General features: G+C 53.9%; 15 protein-coding genes. 4 read left to right on the top strand and 11 right to left on the bottom strand.

The genetic code is table 11. The annotated features are described in order from the left end of the window. Positions 1-47: 47 nt before the first annotated feature. The gene (locus BITS_RS04540; RefSeq protein WP_026641918.1) at positions 48-1,205 is read right to left on the bottom strand and encodes a substrate-binding domain-containing protein; all 1,158 of its coding nucleotides are present in this window, start codon (positions 1,203-1,205) and stop codon (positions 48-50) included. Positions 1,206-1,990: 785 nt separating this feature from the next. Here BITS_RS04540 and BITS_RS04535 point away from each other — a divergent pair. The 3 genes from BITS_RS04535 to BITS_RS04525 are packed head-to-tail and all read left to right on the top strand — an operon-like array spanning position 1,991 to position 4,406. Continuing rightward, positions 1,991-3,172, top strand: coding sequence for an ROK family transcriptional regulator (locus BITS_RS04535; protein ID WP_026641919.1), 1,182 nt, complete (start codon positions 1,991-1,993; stop codon positions 3,170-3,172). Positions 3,173-3,197: 25 nt separating this feature from the next. Then, positions 3,198-4,055, top strand: a complete 858-nt coding sequence (locus tag BITS_RS04530) for an ATP-binding cassette domain-containing protein (protein WP_026641920.1) — start codon at positions 3,198-3,200, stop codon at positions 4,053-4,055. Positions 4,056-4,064: 9 nt separating this feature from the next. Then, the gene (locus BITS_RS04525) at positions 4,065-4,406 is read left to right on the top strand and encodes a hypothetical protein (protein WP_026641921.1); all 342 of its coding nucleotides are present in this window, start codon (positions 4,065-4,067) and stop codon (positions 4,404-4,406) included. Positions 4,407-4,751: 345 nt separating this feature from the next. Here BITS_RS04525 and metF read toward each other — a convergent pair whose 3' ends face one another. The 5 genes from metF to BITS_RS04500 form a co-directional block, all read right to left on the bottom strand. After that, positions 4,752-5,600, bottom strand: coding sequence for a methylenetetrahydrofolate reductase [NAD(P)H] (metF, locus tag BITS_RS04520; RefSeq protein WP_026641922.1), 849 nt, complete (start codon positions 5,598-5,600; stop codon positions 4,752-4,754). A gap of 6 nt (positions 5,601-5,606) precedes the next feature. Next, positions 5,607-7,913, bottom strand: a complete 2,307-nt coding sequence (gene metE / locus BITS_RS04515; RefSeq protein WP_026641923.1) for a 5-methyltetrahydropteroyltriglutamate--homocysteine S-methyltransferase — start codon at positions 7,911-7,913, stop codon at positions 5,607-5,609. A 184-nt stretch (positions 7,914-8,097) separates the two neighbouring features. Then, entirely contained in the window at positions 8,098-8,655 is a 558-nt protein-coding gene (locus tag BITS_RS04510) for a SixA phosphatase family protein (protein WP_044259504.1), read from the bottom strand. A 133-nt stretch (positions 8,656-8,788) separates the two neighbouring features. Next, positions 8,789-9,853 carry a methyltransferase domain-containing protein gene (locus BITS_RS04505; RefSeq protein ID WP_026641925.1) on the bottom strand — a complete coding sequence of 355 codons (1,065 nt, stop codon included), beginning with the start codon at positions 9,851-9,853 and terminating at the stop codon, positions 8,789-8,791. Between the two features lie 101 nt (positions 9,854-9,954). Further along, the gene (locus tag BITS_RS04500; protein ID WP_026641926.1) at positions 9,955-10,833 is read right to left on the bottom strand and encodes an ABC transporter ATP-binding protein; all 879 of its coding nucleotides are present in this window, start codon (positions 10,831-10,833) and stop codon (positions 9,955-9,957) included. Positions 10,834-11,029: 196 nt separating this feature from the next. Here BITS_RS04500 and BITS_RS04495 point away from each other — a divergent pair, with 196 nt between their 5' ends. Next, on the top strand, positions 11,030-11,701 hold the full coding sequence (locus BITS_RS04495) for a hypothetical protein (RefSeq protein WP_044259502.1): 672 nt from the start codon (positions 11,030-11,032) through the stop codon (positions 11,699-11,701). On the opposite strand, the gene BITS_RS04490 is transcribed toward BITS_RS04495, so the two are convergent. The 5 genes from BITS_RS04490 to tyrS all read right to left on the bottom strand — a co-directional run bounded on the left by BITS_RS04490 (position 11,689) and on the right by tyrS (position 17,303). After that, positions 11,689-12,513 carry a TlyA family RNA methyltransferase gene (locus BITS_RS04490; RefSeq protein ID WP_081890981.1) on the bottom strand — a complete coding sequence of 275 codons (825 nt, stop codon included), beginning with the start codon at positions 12,511-12,513 and terminating at the stop codon, positions 11,689-11,691. The genes BITS_RS04495 and BITS_RS04490 overlap by 13 nt on opposite strands. Positions 12,514-12,525: 12 nt before the next feature. After that, complete coding sequence (locus BITS_RS04485) at positions 12,526-12,741, bottom strand: hypothetical protein (RefSeq protein WP_044259500.1); 216 nt, start codon at positions 12,739-12,741, stop codon at positions 12,526-12,528. Between the two features lie 2 nt (positions 12,742-12,743). Further along, positions 12,744-13,787 (bottom strand): HAD-IIA family hydrolase, encoded by a 1,044-nt coding sequence (locus BITS_RS04480; protein ID WP_044259498.1) that lies wholly within the window; start codon positions 13,785-13,787, stop codon positions 12,744-12,746. Positions 13,788-13,799: 12 nt separating this feature from the next. Then, positions 13,800-15,824 carry a hypothetical protein gene (locus tag BITS_RS04475; RefSeq protein WP_051264328.1) on the bottom strand — a complete coding sequence of 675 codons (2,025 nt, stop codon included), beginning with the start codon at positions 15,822-15,824 and terminating at the stop codon, positions 13,800-13,802. 153 nt (positions 15,825-15,977) lie between these two features. Beyond that, positions 15,978-17,303, bottom strand: a complete 1,326-nt coding sequence (gene tyrS / locus BITS_RS04470; RefSeq protein WP_026641931.1) for a tyrosine--tRNA ligase — start codon at positions 17,301-17,303, stop codon at positions 15,978-15,980. Positions 17,304-17,491: the final 188 nt, after the last annotated feature.

Genomic DNA, 17,491 nt, shown 5'->3' with positions numbered 1-17,491 from the left:
GCATTGCACCGCACACACCCGTTATATTGCCTGCGTCAGCGCGGACATTACTTGGTTAGCTCGTCGAACCGCTCTTGGGTGATGTATCCTGCGGAAACGAGGTCGCTGAGGTTATCCTTGGTGATGTTCTGAGGATCCAGCAGCTTCGAAGGAACGTCAATCTTGTTGTTATTGAACTCTCCGTTGATGCCGGTGACTTCCTCACCCTTGGCGATCTCGATGATCATGTCATAGACAGCGTCTGCAAGATCGTTCACGTTCTTGAACACGGTTTCGCCCTGCATATCCTTGGAGATATTGGCCACGGCGATTTCCATGGCGTCCTGACCTGTGATGAAGGGCCAGGTGTCGGAGCCGGGAACCATGTCGGGGCGCTTGGACTGGATGGCGTTGATGATGCCCTGGCTGATGCCGTCGTATGGGCTGAGCACTGCGTCAAGCTTTTCACCATTCGCATAGGTGGAGTCCAAGATGGATTCCATATCCTTCTGGGCCTGTTCCGCCTTCCAGGACTGCACCGAAATCTTCTGCCAATCGTCAACCGTGAAGTCCTTGGTCACACCGCCGCCGTGGTTGGAAGGGGAAACCAGCACGCCGGATTCGAAATAGGGCTGGAGCAGATCCCATGCACCCTTGAAGAAGTACTTGGCGTTGTTGTCATCCGGGGAACCGGTGAACAGCTCGATGTTGAACGGACCGGTTGCTCCGTCCTTCAGTCCGAGCTTGTCGATCAGATAATTCGCCTCGAGCACACCGACCTGTTCGAGCTGGAATGTTGCGTAGTAGTCGACAGCTTCGGTATTCATGATCAGGCGATCATATGCGATAACCTTTGCACCTGCGTCGTGGGCCTTCTCCACTGCGGGTCCGACTGCGGTGCCGTCCTTCGATGCCACGACCACGATCTTGGCATCGTTGTTAACCATATTTTCAATATCAGAGTTCTGCTGGGCAGGCTTGTCGTCTGCGAAGGACAGGATGACCTTGTATCCTGCGCTTTCCAGCTTCTTCTTCAAGTTGTTTCCATCCTTGTTCCAACGCTCTTCCGACTTCGTTGGCATGGAAATGCCGATGGTGGCGCCATCTTCCAACTTTGAGGAGGAATCCGAGGAAGCTGAGCCGCTACGTGAACCGCCGCAGGCTGCAAGACCCATGCACATGGCGAGTCCGGCTACGAGGGCAATGGCTTTCTTGGTGAACTTCATATCTTCTCCTTCGACATTGAGAGGAAAATACAGGCTTCTTTGCCTGTGGAACTACGGAAATTCCGAGGTTCTTGTGTTAAGCATACACTGTTGCGTTAACTTGTCAAACTCAAAACCTTTGTTTTTGGGTTTTTGTGTTTTATCCGTAAATTCAATGCCAAAAACCGCTATATTACGCTGTTTATAGACCCGCTGCACATCTTCACATTCCTTCTTCGGCGTGTCATATACGATGCAATTCACGCGTTGTGCGGCAAACGAACCAGATCAAGCATGTGAATTATGCGGATTGAAGTCACTCGCATGGAACAATGGTTGCGACGCACTATCTCTATTACGTACTTTCGCTTATACACACTTTCAATTTGTCAAACACGTACCTTCAACTCGTCATATCTTTCACAAACGGATACCTTCACTGACAAGCGGGTGTCGCCGATGGCAAGCGTGTGTTGCCAATGACAATTGGAGCACATGCAACACCCGCCGCTTTCCCTTTGTTTTCTTATCAGCACGGCCATGATCAGCTGCCGGGCTGCTGAAATGCAACTCATGGCTACACCCCCGTCACCCGCCATACTCCGATCCGATCTCATCAAGGACTGCGGCAATGAGATAACGAGACTTTTGAACCGTAACCTTCAGAACATGTTCTCAATACTGGGTCCACTGACACCAAGTCCGGCACATCACACTGCAGCGGCATGCGCTCCGAGGCGCTGCCACACCCCACAGTGCCACGACTCGCCGGCACAAATGCGATCTGTCGGGTTATGCTTATGGGCATGGCAAGATTATTCGGTTCCCAAACCTCATTACGCGAGGCAAACCGTTCCAATCTGCTTGAATGCATTCATAAATTCGGTGCAATGACGCAAATCGAATTGGCAGAAGCCACGGGATTGTCGACGGCAACCGTGTCCAATCTCGTCCACCAACTCGTTGATGAAGGCCAACTGGAAACGCAGAATACCGTGCGCAATGGCAGAAGAGCAACCCTTGTGGCTCTCGTTCGATCCCAAGGCTTGGGCATCGGCCTGTCCATAGAGCGACATGATCTGCGTCTGACGATTATCGACCATTCACGAATCGTTCTCGCAGAACATGTGCTGCCTCTCGCGTTGAACCACAAAACGGACACCACCTTACGACGTGCGATGGTGCTTATCAACGAAACCCTCAGCTCAATCGGCGCCGACGCTTCGGAAATCACCGGTATCGGAGTTGCTGTCAGCGCACCCGTGGATTCTCGTACCCATACCATCGCTGTTCCCGGAATTCTGCCGGGTTGGGATGGATTCGATATCATTTCTCCCCTGAGCAATGCATTCAACGTTCCGGTTATCGTGGAGAACGAAGCCAATACTTCGGCGATCTGCGAAGCACGTATGGGTTCAGGCATAGGCCATAGCGACTTCGTGTACGTGCGCACCACTGATGGCGTAGGCGCGGGAATCATGACCCATGGAGAACTATGGCGAGGTGTCACCGGTCTGGCAGGTGAAATAGGCCATATTCAGGTTGACCCCTTGGGCAGTATCTGCAGTTGCGGAAACCGAGGTTGCCTCAATACCGCAGTTGATGAATTCAGACTGGTCTCGTTGCTCAGCGTCACCCACGGAAAAATGACCATGGATGACCTGGTCAACGAGGCGAATGCCGGCGATCCGGGTTGCAGACGTGTTATTGCGGACGCGGCGGTGCGTATCGGCACTGTCGCTGCGAGTCTATGCATTTCCGTCGATCCGGAAATCGTCGTCGTAGGCGGCAAACTCGCCATGGCCGGAACAACCTTCACAGAACCGTTCGCTGAATCGCTCCAACGGATGCTTTTCCCCAGCGCACTCACCCCCATAGAGGTGGTCGAGGCGCAATATCCAGAATCCTGTTCGTCTATCGGCGCGGCGATCCTAGCGATCGATCATGCCGAACATAGCCGGCTCACCGCCACTGAACCAAGTCGATGATGTCATTGCGTATGAAAGAACGAGCATGAAGAATTTGAACACACCATTGCTTGAGCTCCGAGGGATTTCCGTGCGTTTCGGATTTGTCGACGCGCTGAAATCCATTGACCTTGATCTCTTCTCCCAGGAGGTTGTCGCCATTGTGGGCGACAACGGCGCAGGCAAATCGACATTGGTCAAGGTTATTGCCGGACTGCAGCAACCCAATGAGGGTAGCATCATCATGCAGGGCGAAGAGGTGCGTATTACGAGCGTTCGCGATGCGAGCAGCAGGGGCATAGCCTCTGTATTCCAGAATCAGGAATTCTGTGACAATCTCAATGTTGCAGCCAATCTTTTCCTAGGACAGGAACTCGAACACAACGCCGGCATTCGCGATGACGAATCCATGATTTCCAAAGCGCGGGAAGTGCTGGCGACCTTGACTGAGTCAATTCGCGTGGGTCAGCCGATCAATGCATTGTCAGTGGGTCAGCGGCAAACGGTCGCATTGGCAAGAACCCTGCTGAATGATCCGCGACTTATTTTGCTGGATGAACCGACCGCATCCCTGTCGGTTATGCAAGTCGCGGAAGTGCTTTCTTATATCAAGCGCTTGCGTTCAGAAGGCCGATGCGTGCTCATGGTCTGCCATGATCTTCCCGATGTGTTCGCAGTGGCGGATCGCATCGTCGTATTGCGGCAGGGACACATCATCGGAGTCCACCGTACCGAAGACACGAGCTATGAACACATCATCGCCCAAATCGCAGGCGTTTCCCACGACGAGGAGATGGCTGACAATGAGGGCGCACAACGATATGGTAGCCTCGTAGGGCAAAGCAAACTCATCAATCGCACGATGCGAAACCGTGCTGAGCATACCGATGAGCAAGATGCGTAAGGAAGCGACATGAATGCCATCAGCATTGTCATTATCATTGCAGTCTCTCTTGCAGGACTGATAATAGGCTTGATCTTGGGCACAATGCCCATGCGCAATGACGCACTCAATGAACGGCAGCGCAAAATCCAGCAGCTGCTCGGAATACTTGGCATCGGCTTGGTATTGGTGCTGATGATTGCTCGACAAGATGCGGCTTCATGGGCCGTAATAATCGCTTTGGCGCTCGGTGTGGCTATTGCCGTCATCCCGCCCGTGCGCTCGTTCCTTCGCACACGGTTCCCCGTATTCGATGAGGAACGCAAACCCGGTGTTCGTCGGCCAGAAAAACAACGTACCAGAAGACGATAGGAATCAGACAGACTCAGTAACGGCGTCAGAAGCAGCATGAGGCATAAGAAACAGTTCCAGACGCACAATTGCCCCTAGCACACACTGTCCAAGCCGTATATCGGGTTTGCCCCCCATCCGCAGTAGGTTGCGACCATATCCGCAAGGACTTACATCTCTTTCCACAATACAAGGGCTGAGACAATTCCATTGGATTGTCTCAGCCCTTCGTATTCATCGTTCTTGGTATTTTTCGGGAATCATTGCCGTTGTGTTGCGGCACAGTATTGAGCAGACTCTCAATGCTGCATTCCTGACATCGGATCCGCACCACAGCACATAGAAGATCTCACCACAGGCGGTATCTCAACGATTCGCGAATAATGAAGATACATTATTCCATATTTTCCTCGTGGTTGCAGGGTGGTTCATCGTATACACATGCACGCCATCCGCTCCCTGCGATACCAGATCGGCTATTTGCTGCGAAGCGTAAAGAATACCTGCCTGTTTTATGGCCTCGCGGTCATCTCCCCAGCGATCCAGTATGGCAGTGATGCCAGCAGGCACCCGAGCACCGCACATCGACACCATACGTCTCACCTGAGCCGCATTGGTGACCGGCATAATCCCCGCCTCAATGGGCACATTGATACCTGCCGCCCGGGCTTTATCCACAAAACGCAGGAAATCCTCGTTATCGAAGAAAAGCTGAGAAATCAGATGCGATGCGCCAGCATCAACTTTCGTTTTCAAATGAGCGATATCCTCATCCAGATTTGCAGCGTCGGGATGACATTCGGGATAGCAGGCGCCGAATACGTCCATATCCGGGCAGGTTTTTCGAATATACGCGACAAGGTCACTGGCATGGCAGAACACTCCTGCCGGATCTCTGCCCTCTACCCTATCTCCACGCAGCGCGAGCACGGCCTTCACACCAGCCTGCTGAAACATGTCCAATGCCTCGTCGGCCTGTTGCTCATCCAGATACTGTGCAGTCAGATGCGCCACGACCGGTATGTCATATTCGGAACGCACCGTATGCGAAATCCTTGCCGTAGCAGTGCGGTCCGCCGATCTTCCCGTTCCATAGGTCACGGAAATAAAGTCGGGACGCACTCCTTCCAAGCCATCGAGAGTATCGTATATGGTTCCCACAGGACCGTTGCGCTTCGGCGGGAACACTTCGAGTGAAAACTGCGGTACACCCATGGTCGCTCAGTTCCCCAAACGTTCCCGTACCGCCTGGGCTGCGCGGACCAAATGCGACAGACTCGGCCAGGTTTCGGCATTGCCCCGTGTCTTCAGACCGCAATCCGGATTGATCCACACCTTGGAAACATCCATTTTGGCCAGAATCTGATCAACACGATCCTCGATCTCCTGCTGCGACGGAATACGCGGCGAATGAATGTCATACACGCCTGGACCTGCCTCGGTTTCAAACCGGGCGTCATGAATGGCGTCCAGAACCACCAAATCACCACGAGAGGCCTCGAAGGAAATGACATCGGCATCCATGGCGTCGATATCGCGAATAATATCGTTGAATTCCGAATAACACATATGCGTGTGGATCTGCGTTGTGGGCTTGACCGCGGAATGCACCAGACGGAATGCCGGAATAGCCCAATCAAGGTAGCGGCTATGCCAATCGCTGCGGCGAAGCGGCAACTTTTCACGCAATGCGGCCTCATCGATCTGGATGATATTGATGCCGGCTGCCTCCAAATCCAGCACCTCATCACGAATGGCAAGCGCGAGCTGCTTTGTCTGGTATTCGTGGGAGACATCCTCACGAGGCCACGACCAATTCAAAATGGTTACCGGACCCGTCAGCATGCCCTTGACATGACGCTCAGTGCGGCTTTGCGCATAGGCGCTCCACTCGACGGTTATCGGGTTGGCACGGGACACGTCACCCCAGACAATGGGAGGCTTGACGCAACGGGTGCCATAGGACTGCACCCAGGCGTTCTTGGTGAAGAGGAATCCATTGAGCCGCTGTCCGAAATATTCGACCATATCGTTGCGCTCGAATTCGCCATGCACCAGCACATCAAGGCCTATCTGCTCCTGTTGGCGGATGACTTCGTCAATATGCGACTTGATGAACTGCTCGTACTCCTCGCGGGAGATTTCACCTTTGCGCAACTTCGCCCTCTGCGCGCGAATTTCCTTGGTTTGAGGGAAGGATCCAATGGTCGTAGTGGGCAGAAGTGGCAATCCGAGTGCTTCGCGTTGCGCCTTCTGACGTTCTTCGCGAAGAGGCTGGCGCACGAAGTCGCTCTCGTTCAATGCATCCAGACGAGCCTGGACCTCCGCGTCCGGATTGACACGGCTGCCATCGAATAGTTCCTGATTCTCGGCCAAAACCTGCGATTCGCGCTTGGCCTGCTCATCAGCCTCAGCCAGCTGAGCGATGTCTTTGACCTCACCTAATTTCTCGACGGCGAAAGCGAAATGCTTGAGCACATTCTGCCCCAGTGCCTCTTCACCGGCCGTGCTGAATGGCACATGCAGCAGTGAGCATGCAGTGGCAACCGCGACCTTATCGGTTTTCTTCTGCAAAGCCTCTACCAGACCAAGGCTTTGCGCATAATTGTTGCGCCAGATATTGCGTCCATTCACCACGCCGGCAAACAGAGTGGTATTTTCCGTGACGCCATACCGATCTACGGCTGCCAGATTGTCATCTCGTCCCTCGATCAGATCAAGTCCAATGCCGTCAAAACCGAGCAGATTCACTGTCTCATAACAGTCGGCGATATGTCCGAAATAGGTATTGAGCAAGATCTTGAGCTTGCCGCCACGAGCCGGAAGGATTTTGGCATAGAGCGATTTGAAGAGCGCAATATCGCCATCTTCCTTGTCCAAAACCAGATACGGCTCATCAAACTGCACCCATTGCGCGCCAAGCTCGACGAATCGCTTCACGATCTCAGCGTATGCATTGGCGATAGCGTTGACCAGACCTTTGTCAATATCCAGTTCTTCAGCCTTGGATCCACGAGCCAATTTGAGGAAGGTATAAGGTCCGACCAATACCGGCTTGGTGATGATTCCCTGCTGCTTGGCCTCTTCGAACTCATCAAATGGCTTGGATCCACTGAGCTTGATTTCCGTGGATTCATCGATTTCCGGGACGATGTAGTGGTAATTGGTCGTGAACCACTTCTTCATCGGCAGGGCGGTCACATCACCCTTCTCCCCTTGATATCCTCGACCTATGGCGAACAGCGTATCCTCTGGATTGTCCAGAGCCAGTCGACGGTAACGCTGAGGGATGACATTGAGCAGGATTGCAGTATCCAATACCTGGTCATACAAGCTGAAATCGTTGCTGGAAATGAGATCAATGCCCGCATCCGCCTGGAGCTTCCAGTGCTCTGCACGCAATTGTGCTGACACCTTGCGCACCTCTTCGAGCGATGCAGTTCCCTTCCAATACGCCTCGATGACTCGCTTCAATTCACGATTGCGACCGACACGCGGAAATCCGGATACAGATGTGAGCACGGACATGTGACCTCCCAAGGATGACGTAAATGATGCGCCCAGCGTACCAAAGGAAGTCAGCGATAAGGGCATTAAGTCAATTGGGGTGTCGTTATAAACCGTGCTTATATGAGGAAAATCGACTGGTCAGCGGCATGCCTCATGTCAGCAAGCGGCTTGGAAACACAGCGAATGTGCACTATGCAATCTCTCAGTCAAAATCCTTGGGATTGATCACTGCAAGCACTTCCCCATCATGGGTGGTCCACCGGTTGAAGGGCGTTTCGGATCCGAAAATCACCACCGACGCCGTGGAAAGCCCAAGATTCAACAAATCCAGTTTCGTCGGTTCAGATTCTTCACTGGGCAAACCATTGACATGCCATAGAAACCGTGGCTCATGGCCCACGATCATAAGAATGCGATCTGAAGACTTGGTCTGCGTGATCTCGTCCATCAACGCACCGATACCGCCCTCATACAGACTCTGACGGTAATTCACCTTAGGCTTGTCACCGAATTGCTTCAGCATGCGTTCCAAGGTCTGCTGGGCACGGGTGGCTCCGGAGCAGGAAATCGCATCCGGAACCAGATCCATTTCGATAATTCCTTTGGCGACTTTTTTCGCTTGTTTGCGGCCTTTTTCAGTGAGTTCTCGCTCGCGGTCACCGCCAGAACTCATCACCTCGGCTTTGGCATGACGCATAACCATCAGCACATATGGGTAATGCGCCGCTTTTTTTGCCACCTTTGCGATATTGACTCCCATGCTCTCCAGCTCCTGTCGCAGCTCGATTCCGTACGCGAACACGACGCACGAACTACTTTGGCAACGTTGCGCGATTCAGCGAGCGCATGCGCAGCACACACACGCCTGTATTGACGAATCTACACCAATGCATCTACGCGCCCCTATGCAAGGATGCCACTTGATGGTCCAGATCGCGAAGCACCTTGCGCAGTTTTCGGTCGGAGATATCACGCAGTTCAAGCTCTTCCAGCTGCGCTTCCCGTTGTTCGGCCGTCAAGTCGTCGATATCGGTAACGGCGTTTTTGGCGGGACGTTCACGTTTGCGCAGGGCATCGAAGCCTTCGGCCATGGCCCTGCTGATCACCAGAAATCCCGTATGTCCTATCATCTGGTGATCGGGGCGAACCGCCAGCCCTTGCGCTTTCCAGCTTCGCTCCAGACTCTCGTAAATGTCGGGTTCGGTCCAATGCTGCGATTGTCTGAGCGATTCAGCCATACGGCTCATTTGCGTCGTGGTGGTCACATATGCCACCACAACGCCGCCTGGCGCCATGACCCGCCAGGCTTGTTCAAGTCTGTTCCACGGATCGAGCATATCCAGCATCACCCGATCGAAGGAATGGGCCTCGAGGGTTGCAGCCACTGAATCAAAATCACCTTCCAGAACATCCCACCACTGGGGTTCCTCGTTGAAATACAAAGCGGCATTCGCACGAGCCACATGCGCAAATTCAGAACGCATTTCGATCGTGGTCACATGGCCCTGCTCCCCCACTGCATCAAGAAGATTGATGCTCATTGCGCCAGATCCTGCGCCCGATTCCAGAACATGCATGCCTTTGCGAATATCTCCGAGCTGGATGACTTGTGCGATATCCTTCGGATACATGATCTGTGCCCCGCGTGGCATGGAAAGGACATAATCCGCCAACCGCGGTCGCATAACCGCATATTGCCAACCACCTATGGCACGCGAAGCCTTCCAAGGCTTATTGGCATCTCGTTCTGGATGCACCTCGTTGATCTGCGCTTCCCTGCTCGCCGTGCGCGTAGTGACCACAACGCCTTCGGTGCCGCCGATAATATCGTCATGCATTATCAGCCCGTGCTCGGTTTGTGTGCTGCCGCCTGTGCTCAGCTGATCGGTTATGCGTTTGCCCTTGCGATCGGTAAATTGCACTTTCTCGCCGGCCTGCAGCAAACCACGTTTTGGCATAACAATCCTTTCAGCACATCGGCACGCACGGTCCGTTTCGGACCTCATGGACTCCCGCGTATCCGGCACCATTGTGGCAAAAGGTCACGCCAAGCATAAGACTATCGTGCGAATGCAGACCATCGCTTTCCTGTGCGAACCACCTGGATCGGCATATCAAACATAGAACTGAGGCGGGCGTCGTTGAGCCCTTCTTCTATGGGACCGCTGTACACGATGGTTCCCGGTTCCGGATTATCAGGGGCATCCGGGGCAAAGCCCTCCGCCGCACTGGCCTGAGAATCTTCGGTGCGCATCCTGCCCATCATGGCGATATGATCGAAACCTTCGGGAATTTCTTCAAGCCTATGGGTGACCAGAATCACCGCACGATTGGATCGTTCTGTCCCCAGCCTGCCCAAAGTGCGCATAACGCGCTCCCTGCCACCCAGATCCAGCCCGGTTGTGGGCTCGTCGAGAATAAGCAGTTCGGGATCATTCATCAACGCCCGCGCTATCAGCACACGTGTGCGCTCGCCAGTGCTGAGCTGCCACATGGCTTTTCCGGCCAAATACGCGATTTGGAATTCCTCCATAAGCTGCAGCGCACGTTCGCGCTCCTGCCGTTCAAACAGTTCCTTCCAACGGCCGGCAGTACCTGTCAATCCCGTAAGAACCACATCCAAGGGGTCTTCCATAGGAGGAAGCTCATCAGCGAGATCCGAACTGGCCAATCCGATATGCGGTCGCAAACTCGAAACATCAACCGTACCGAGTCGTTTCCCGAGGATTTCCACCGTTCCGGCACTCGGAAACAACCGTGCCGACATCATTGAAACCAGAGTGGATTTGCCGATGCCATTAGGACCGAATAACACCCATCGTTGCCCTCGTTCTATTCGCATATTCACATCGCGGACAATAGGACGACGTCTTCTGCGCAATTCGATAGAGGATAGCGCCAGAACTTGCTCGTTATTCGCATTCATATGAGCTCCCATCGTCGCGATGCCTTATCCGCTGATCTTCGTTGGCTTCAATATTAGGCTTCAGCCATCCGGATATTGTTGCAGCGTCCACATAGTCAAAAACAACATATATTGAGTTTTCTGGTGTGGCGGATGGATTTTTCCGGCAATATAGCCTCAACAACGAAGTTCGGCTACTCAAGGGGCGTAGCTGGGAGCGGGGGCCATCATGATGAATCTCAAATCCGCTGGAGGAATAGTGTATGCCGGAGCCTACGATTCTCTGGTTCTACACGGCCCTCATCGTTTGGGATCTCATGTGAGTTTCGGCAAGCTTTCCACCGATAGCCTGCTGCGGACCAAGGATTGCCATGGTGAAGTACTTGCGTGTTCTTCCGGGCGTGTCATTTGCACCGGTAATTTGCATGTGCGCCTTCTGAGCGGCTATGGGAGCATTATGGTCCATGGGGACATCGAGTGTGAAAGCCTTGATTTTACAGGTGACATCGCGGTCAAAGGCAATATCCGCACCCACTCGCTCAAGGTTTCCGGCATGGTGAGCAAGCCGCGATGCATCGATGCCACAAGCATTGATATCACAGGGCATATCGTCGCTTGCTCGGTGCATACGGAACAGCTGACGCTTTCCACCTTGCAAAGCACATTATTGCACCGGCACGGCATGCCACATTATGCCAAGCGTAGCGTTATCGACACAGTGGTCGCCGCCCAAGTCAATGTGCATCAGCTGCGTTGTCGAAGCATGGATGCCGATTCCATTACATTGTCCGACGAGTGTCTGATCGAATATGTGCGATACCGCGATCGCCTCACCAGCGATATCTCATCTGCGGTCATCATGCGCAATCATGGCACCTCTCCGCCGCATCAGGCCAGATAGGCATACATCAGATATTCCGCATTGCCATGCATACCCGCTATGGGCGAATCGATAACCGCACGTATCTGCATACCACATTCCTGTGCGCATTGAAGCACATCGTCAACCGCCTGTTGGCGAAGGTTGGCATCATCCACGACGCCGTTTTTTCCGAGATGCCCTTTGCCGACTTCGAACTGCGGTTTGATAAGCATGATGATATGCGAGGGATAGTTTGCTATGCGCGCTACCACCGGCAACACCAAACGCAGGGATATGAAGGATACGTCCGAAACGATCAGCTCGGGTCGATATGGCAGGTCATGCGACTGAACATCGCGAATATTGACCCCGCTCATTTCAGTAACACGAGAGTCTTGTGAGATGCGTGAATCAAGTTGCCCATGACCGACATCCAAGGCCAGCACATGGCTTGCTCCATGCCTGAGGAGCACATCGCTGAAGCCTCCTGTAGAAGCTCCGATATCTAGGGCACGCAAACCGTGTATATTCGGCAAGCCATGCTGCGTGAAGGATTGCAACGCTCCCAGCAGTTTATAAGCGCCGCGGGAAACGTAGTCTTCCCCTTTGTCCACGACGATATGCGCGAGAGGACTCACCTTTGTGGACGGTTTGGTGATGACCTTGCCATCCACTGAGATATTGCCTTCGGATATCAACCGCTGGGCTTTGGTACGTGTGTCTACGAACTGGCGCTGAACCACAAGCACATCAAGACGAACGGTTTCTGCCGTATTGCATTGGCGCCCTATTCCGTCTTTCTGGATTGGATCCCCATGAGCACCATTGAAAACATACGGATTCGTTTGCATGCTCTTCACGCCCTATCGCTCCGAATCCTCATCGAGTGATGCACGCAGGGAGTCCAAGGTTTCGCGATACAACGCGATTCTGCCATCCTCGCTTTCCTGAGTGATTTGAGACAAGCGTTGAGCGATATCCGCATCAAGCGCTTGCCAAGCCGCATCCCCATGTTCTTGCTCTGCGGCTTGGCTGTTGCGGTCAATATCTTTCTCGGTAGGTGAGAACATATCGTCCATGTTCATAGCGTAGCGAACTCAGGCAAACGCATTGCCGGCAAGGTATCCGCCTCGCCGCGATCCTGCATGGCCCATGTCAATGAGCATGCGGCCCGCAAGGCGTTGATATCCTGCTCATCAGTGACCACAATCGCATCTTCGTCAATCCAAGCCTGCGCATCTGCACATGACCAGCGATTGCGTTCAAGCTGCTTAGGCTGCGGCTGAGCCTGGTTGAGACCACGCAAATCGGCAACAATATAGCTTGGACGCAGATGCTCCGGGGCCCTCATCAATTCCGCAGGATTGGTAACACCAGTCAACACTGCCAAGGAATCATATCCACCACGGTTGCCGGCTTCGATATCCGTGTCCAAACGGTCGCCTATGGCAAGGCATAATTCCTTGGCCACCGCCTCTGCACCGTCATGTGCCGCCAACAAGCGGGCTTCGTCATACATCGCCGATTCTGGTTTTCCCGCCGATGCGACTGGTTCCACCCCGGTCGCGTTGATCACGGCCTGAATCATGGAGCCGCAACCCGGTGCTATGCCCAATTCGCGTGGAATGGTCAGATCCCTGTTGGTCACGAAATAGGTGGCGCCACGTTCCACGGCGAAGGCGACCTGCGCCATCTGATTCCACGACATGTCCGGATACCAGCCTTGGATAACCGCTTGCGGTTCAGCCGCTGCATCATCAACCACAACCAACCCCCTACGAGACTCCACTTCATGGCGAAGATGCTCAGCGCCTAACACCAGAACCCTTCGAGCCTGAGGTACGCTTCGCGCCACCATACGTGCAGCCACTATGGATGAGGTGATAACCTGCCAGTCCTCGACGTCCAGACCGAATCCTTGCAATTGCCCCGCCACCACATTGGGAAAGCGTGATGAATTATTGGTGGTGTATTCGATGGTCATGCCGATCCTTTCCGCTTCGCGGATACTTTCGACGGCATGATCAATAGGGTTCTTTCCTCGATACACCACCCCATCCAGATCTAACAAGGCCAACTGGTACGCCGAGCTTAAAGGCTCGGCAGACCCTTGCAGTCCTGGCATATGCAACTACTCCTATTCGTTTTCGGTTTCGTCTTGATCGGAGCCTTCATCAGACTGCTCCGATTCGTCCTCGGTCGCCTCGGAATCATCGGCGGTCACAACCGGGTCTTCTTCAGCATCGGCACCCGCTTCGGTTTCACGGGCAGGCAGCGTTTCCTCATCATCGGAGGATTCGCTCTCATCGGGCACGTCTTCGCCCTGAACCTGTGCGCGGATAGCCTCAGGAACCTCGGCATCTTCTGCAGAGTCGTCGGTTTCATCCGACTCATCGGAATCCTCGATGTCGTCAGATTCCTCCATTCCGAAGTCATCCGGAGCATACTGTGCATCGTCCTCGGTGATGCCGGCCTCTTCAAGAAGATCCTCGCTCAGATTGGCGAGATCATAATCGATAACCACATTTTCATCGGTTTCGTCTTCATCGGCATCGGCGTACTGCAGTTCAAGCTTGTCGAGAAGCTGATCAAGCTCGACCGCTTCCTCACCACGGCCCGCCTCTTCGAGGAAATACTGCTCCGCCTGTATGGCACGCATGCGGTAAGCACCCGCAAGGCCCTTGGAACGTGCCACAGTATGCACCAGATCAATGGCCTTGTCCCACAGCTTCATATCAGCCAAAGCACCCGCGTATACCAGGAACATTTCCACCTTGGCTTCGCCGCGCAGCTGCTTGGCGTCATCCGAAGATCCGATTTCAATGGCCTTCTTCGGATTGCCCAGACCACGCTCGCAGTCGGCGATGAATGGAAGATAGTCCAGATATCCGTTCATGCGATATGCGGTACGCAGTTCACGCAGAGCAAGTTTGTAATCACCTTGACGATATGCGATGAACGCTAGGGTTTCACGGGCGAAATCTATACGAGATGCCTGCTTGGCAACCCATTTGGCGTGTGCCAATGCTCCCTGTGGATCCTGCTCTTCCAAGGAATACGCCGCAAGAATATGCAAACCTATATTCTCTGCATGCTCTTTGGAGAGACCACGCAGGCGCTCGCGCTCCTCAGTGGAAAGCATCGACCATTCCATGCCCTTCGGCATCTTTGGCTCGCCTTCGCGACGGTGAGTGTACGGGTTCTGCGAAGGGAATGAAATCGTTCCATCGGAGTTGCGTCGTGCCTGATCCTTGAAATCACGACGCTCGCCGTCTCTTCTAAAATCGCGGCGATCGTCATCACGACGTCCCCCACGATGCTCTCCGTCACGGCGGAAATCACGATGGTCGTCGCGACGATCAAACTTCTTGTCATCGCGACGGTAGTTACCGCCTTGACGCCTGTCATTGAAACGGCGATCCCCGTTGCGGCGACGATCCCCACCGAAACGACCATTGCCGCCTTCTCGACGCTCACCATCACGTCCGCGGAATCCACGACGGTCTCCGCCATCCTTGAAACCACGGGACTCACCATCACGACGGAAGTCACGACGCTGGTCGTTATTGCGGAAGTCACGACCCTCTCCACCACGCGAATCGTCACGACCGCGATCGGAGCGGAAACCGCCACGACGATTATCACCGTCCCGCCAATTGCGGCGGTCACCATCTTTGCGGAAGCCTCGTCCGTTTCCACGGAAATCGCGACGGTCGCCACCACGCTTGAAATCCGACCTGCGCTCACCATCTTTGCGGAAGCCCGAGCGTTCACCATCACGCTGGAATTCGCGGCGGTCACCATTGTCATGACGACCGGAGTCACGGTAATCGTGGCGCTGACCGCCGGAACGATAGCGCGGGTTCCCGTCACGACCACCGTGGAAGCCGGAACGCTCACCACGTCCCTGTCCGTATCCGCGGTCATATGAACGACGTTCGTCGCATTCATTCCTTTCGCCGTCACGACGAGGATTGCGATCCCTTCTGCCCTCGCCATCCGACTGATAACGGGATTTGCGGAAGTCCGATCCACGCCTTCCGCCAAACGAAGATCCTCCACGGCCTGAATGACCGCCGAATGACTTGCCACGACGGTTTCCGCCGTTATTGCCACGGTGTGCACCGTATGATCCGCGCGATGTGCGCCGTTCCTCTGCCATGCCTTATTCCTTTTCTACAATCACGGGGTTACCGCATATGTGCTTATCTCATGAGCACTGTCCTACACCATCCCGTTCCTTGCGAGAACGCGCCATGATGCATCAGGCTCCGTCTGTGAGTTTGATATTGCCTAGTCCACTATGGATATGGAATTACTGATGGCGCTCCACAACGCCCAGAGCCTTCTTGCCTCGACGGATCACAGCAAATCGTCCCTGCAGGAAATCCGCCTCTTCCATGGTTCGTTCCGCATCTTCAACACGTTGATTATTCAGGTACACACCACCGGAAGCTATGGTCTTGCGTGCTTCGGAAATGGACTTGAACAATCCTGCATTGACGCCGGCTTCGGTGACGCGCTCACCGACTGCACCAGCGGCAAATTGCTTGTCACCGTTTTCGTCAGCGATCTTCAAACCATCAAGCGCCGCTTCCAATGTGCTCTCATCGATGCTTGCAAGTTCCGCACCACGTCCGAATAATGCCGCGGCTGCATCGATGGCCTGTTGAGTCGCCTGCTCTCCATGCACGAAACTGGTCACTTCCCATGCCAAAGTGCGCTGCGCCTCTCGAGCACCAGGGTTGTTCTGAACCTCCTGTGCAAGTCGCTCAATTTCAGCTTTGGGGAGGAATGTGAAAGCACGCAGCAGCTTCTCCACTTCCCCATCGGGCTGATTGAACCAGAACTGGTAGAACTTGTATGGGCTGAGCATGGTGGGATCGATCCACATCGCATTGCCCTCGGACTTGCCGAACTTCTTGCCTTGGCTATCAGTGATGATGGGGCTCGTGAAGACATTGACGGTTGCGCCACGCACCTTGCGAATCAGATCAAGTCCCGAAGTGAGATTGCCCCACTGATCCGAACCACCCAATTGAAGCGTGCAGTTGTATGCGTCAAACAAGTGTAGGAAATCATTGCCTTGCAACACCTGATAGCTGAACTCAGTAAAGGAAATGCCCTCTTCCGAATTCAGGCGACGCGCAACGGTGTCCTTTGCCAGCATCGTGCCCAACCGGAAATTCTTGCCGACATCACGCAGGAAATCGATAACCGACATATCCGCAGTCCATTCGTAATTGCTTACGAATTGGACGGGATTTTCTCCTGAAGTCTCGAGAATGCGCCCGATCTGGGATTTCAGTCGCTGTGCCCACTGGGATACGACTTCCTTCGGATTCAACGTGCGTTCGCCGGATTGACGAGGATCCCCGATCAAACCGGTGGCGCCACCGACCAAAGCGATCGGATGATGACCTGCGGCCTGGAGATGACGCATATTAATCAACTGAACAAGATTGCCTATATGCAGGGATGCTGCGGTCGGGTCGAAACCGCAATAATATGTGATTGGCTCTCCATCCAATGCCGCTGCGAGTTGTTCCTGGTCCGTGGACTGGGAAATCAACCCGCGCCATTGCAACTCATCGAAGAGGGAATCGAACCCTGCTTCCTTGAAATTGGTGACGTGAGCCATCAGTACTATCTCCCTATCAAATTGTGTAATATCAACATGCATTCAAGCCTATTAAGTTTCTCAGCAGAGGGAGACACTTGCGTGCCTTTCGACAACGGCTCTGCAGTGTCACATGATGGCGCATAAGAAGATGTATGAGTTAAGACATATGAAAGGCATCGTCGCCATAGACTTATTGCCGTATTGAA

Origin of the sequence: Bifidobacterium tsurumiense (genome assembly GCF_000741765.1) — a bacterium.
In the GTDB taxonomy this organism is placed as follows: domain Bacteria; phylum Actinomycetota; class Actinomycetes; order Actinomycetales; family Bifidobacteriaceae; genus Bifidobacterium; species Bifidobacterium tsurumiense.
This window is presented reverse-complemented; position numbering and strand designations above follow the sequence as displayed.

Excerpts from the sequence above, each read along its gene's own strand:
- BITS_RS04480 (WP_044259498.1), bottom strand. The coding sequence starts at position 13,787 with ATGCCAGGACTGCAAGGGTCTGCCGAGCCTTTAAGCTCGGCGTACCAG.
- BITS_RS04500 (WP_026641926.1), bottom strand. The coding sequence starts at position 10,833 with ATGGGAGCTCATATGAATGCGAATAACGAGCAAGTTCTGGCGCTATCC.
- BITS_RS04505 (WP_026641925.1), bottom strand. The coding sequence starts at position 9,853 with ATGCCAAAACGTGGTTTGCTGCAGGCCGGCGAGAAAGTGCAATTTACC.
- tyrS (WP_026641931.1), bottom strand. The coding sequence starts at position 17,303 with ATGGCTCACGTCACCAATTTCAAGGAAGCAGGGTTCGATTCCCTCTTC.
- BITS_RS04535 (WP_026641919.1), top strand. The coding sequence starts at position 1,991 with ATGGCAAGATTATTCGGTTCCCAAACCTCATTACGCGAGGCAAACCGT.
- BITS_RS04495 (WP_044259502.1), top strand. The coding sequence starts at position 11,030 with ATGATGAATCTCAAATCCGCTGGAGGAATAGTGTATGCCGGAGCCTAC.
- BITS_RS04540 (WP_026641918.1), bottom strand. The coding sequence starts at position 1,205 with ATGAAGTTCACCAAGAAAGCCATTGCCCTCGTAGCCGGACTCGCCATG.
- BITS_RS04490 (WP_081890981.1), bottom strand. The coding sequence starts at position 12,513 with ATGCAAACGAATCCGTATGTTTTCAATGGTGCTCATGGGGATCCAATC.
- BITS_RS04485 (WP_044259500.1), bottom strand. The coding sequence starts at position 12,741 with ATGGACGATATGTTCTCACCTACCGAGAAAGATATTGACCGCAACAGC.
- BITS_RS04475 (WP_051264328.1), bottom strand. The coding sequence starts at position 15,824 with ATGGCAGAGGAACGGCGCACATCGCGCGGATCATACGGTGCACACCGT.
- BITS_RS04530 (WP_026641920.1), top strand. The coding sequence starts at position 3,198 with ATGAAGAATTTGAACACACCATTGCTTGAGCTCCGAGGGATTTCCGTG.
- BITS_RS04510 (WP_044259504.1), bottom strand. The coding sequence starts at position 8,655 with ATGGGAGTCAATATCGCAAAGGTGGCAAAAAAAGCGGCGCATTACCCA.
- metF (WP_026641922.1), bottom strand. The coding sequence starts at position 5,600 with ATGGGTGTACCGCAGTTTTCACTCGAAGTGTTCCCGCCGAAGCGCAAC.
- BITS_RS04525 (WP_026641921.1), top strand. The coding sequence starts at position 4,065 with ATGAATGCCATCAGCATTGTCATTATCATTGCAGTCTCTCTTGCAGGA.
- metE (WP_026641923.1), bottom strand. The coding sequence starts at position 7,913 with ATGTCCGTGCTCACATCTGTATCCGGATTTCCGCGTGTCGGTCGCAAT.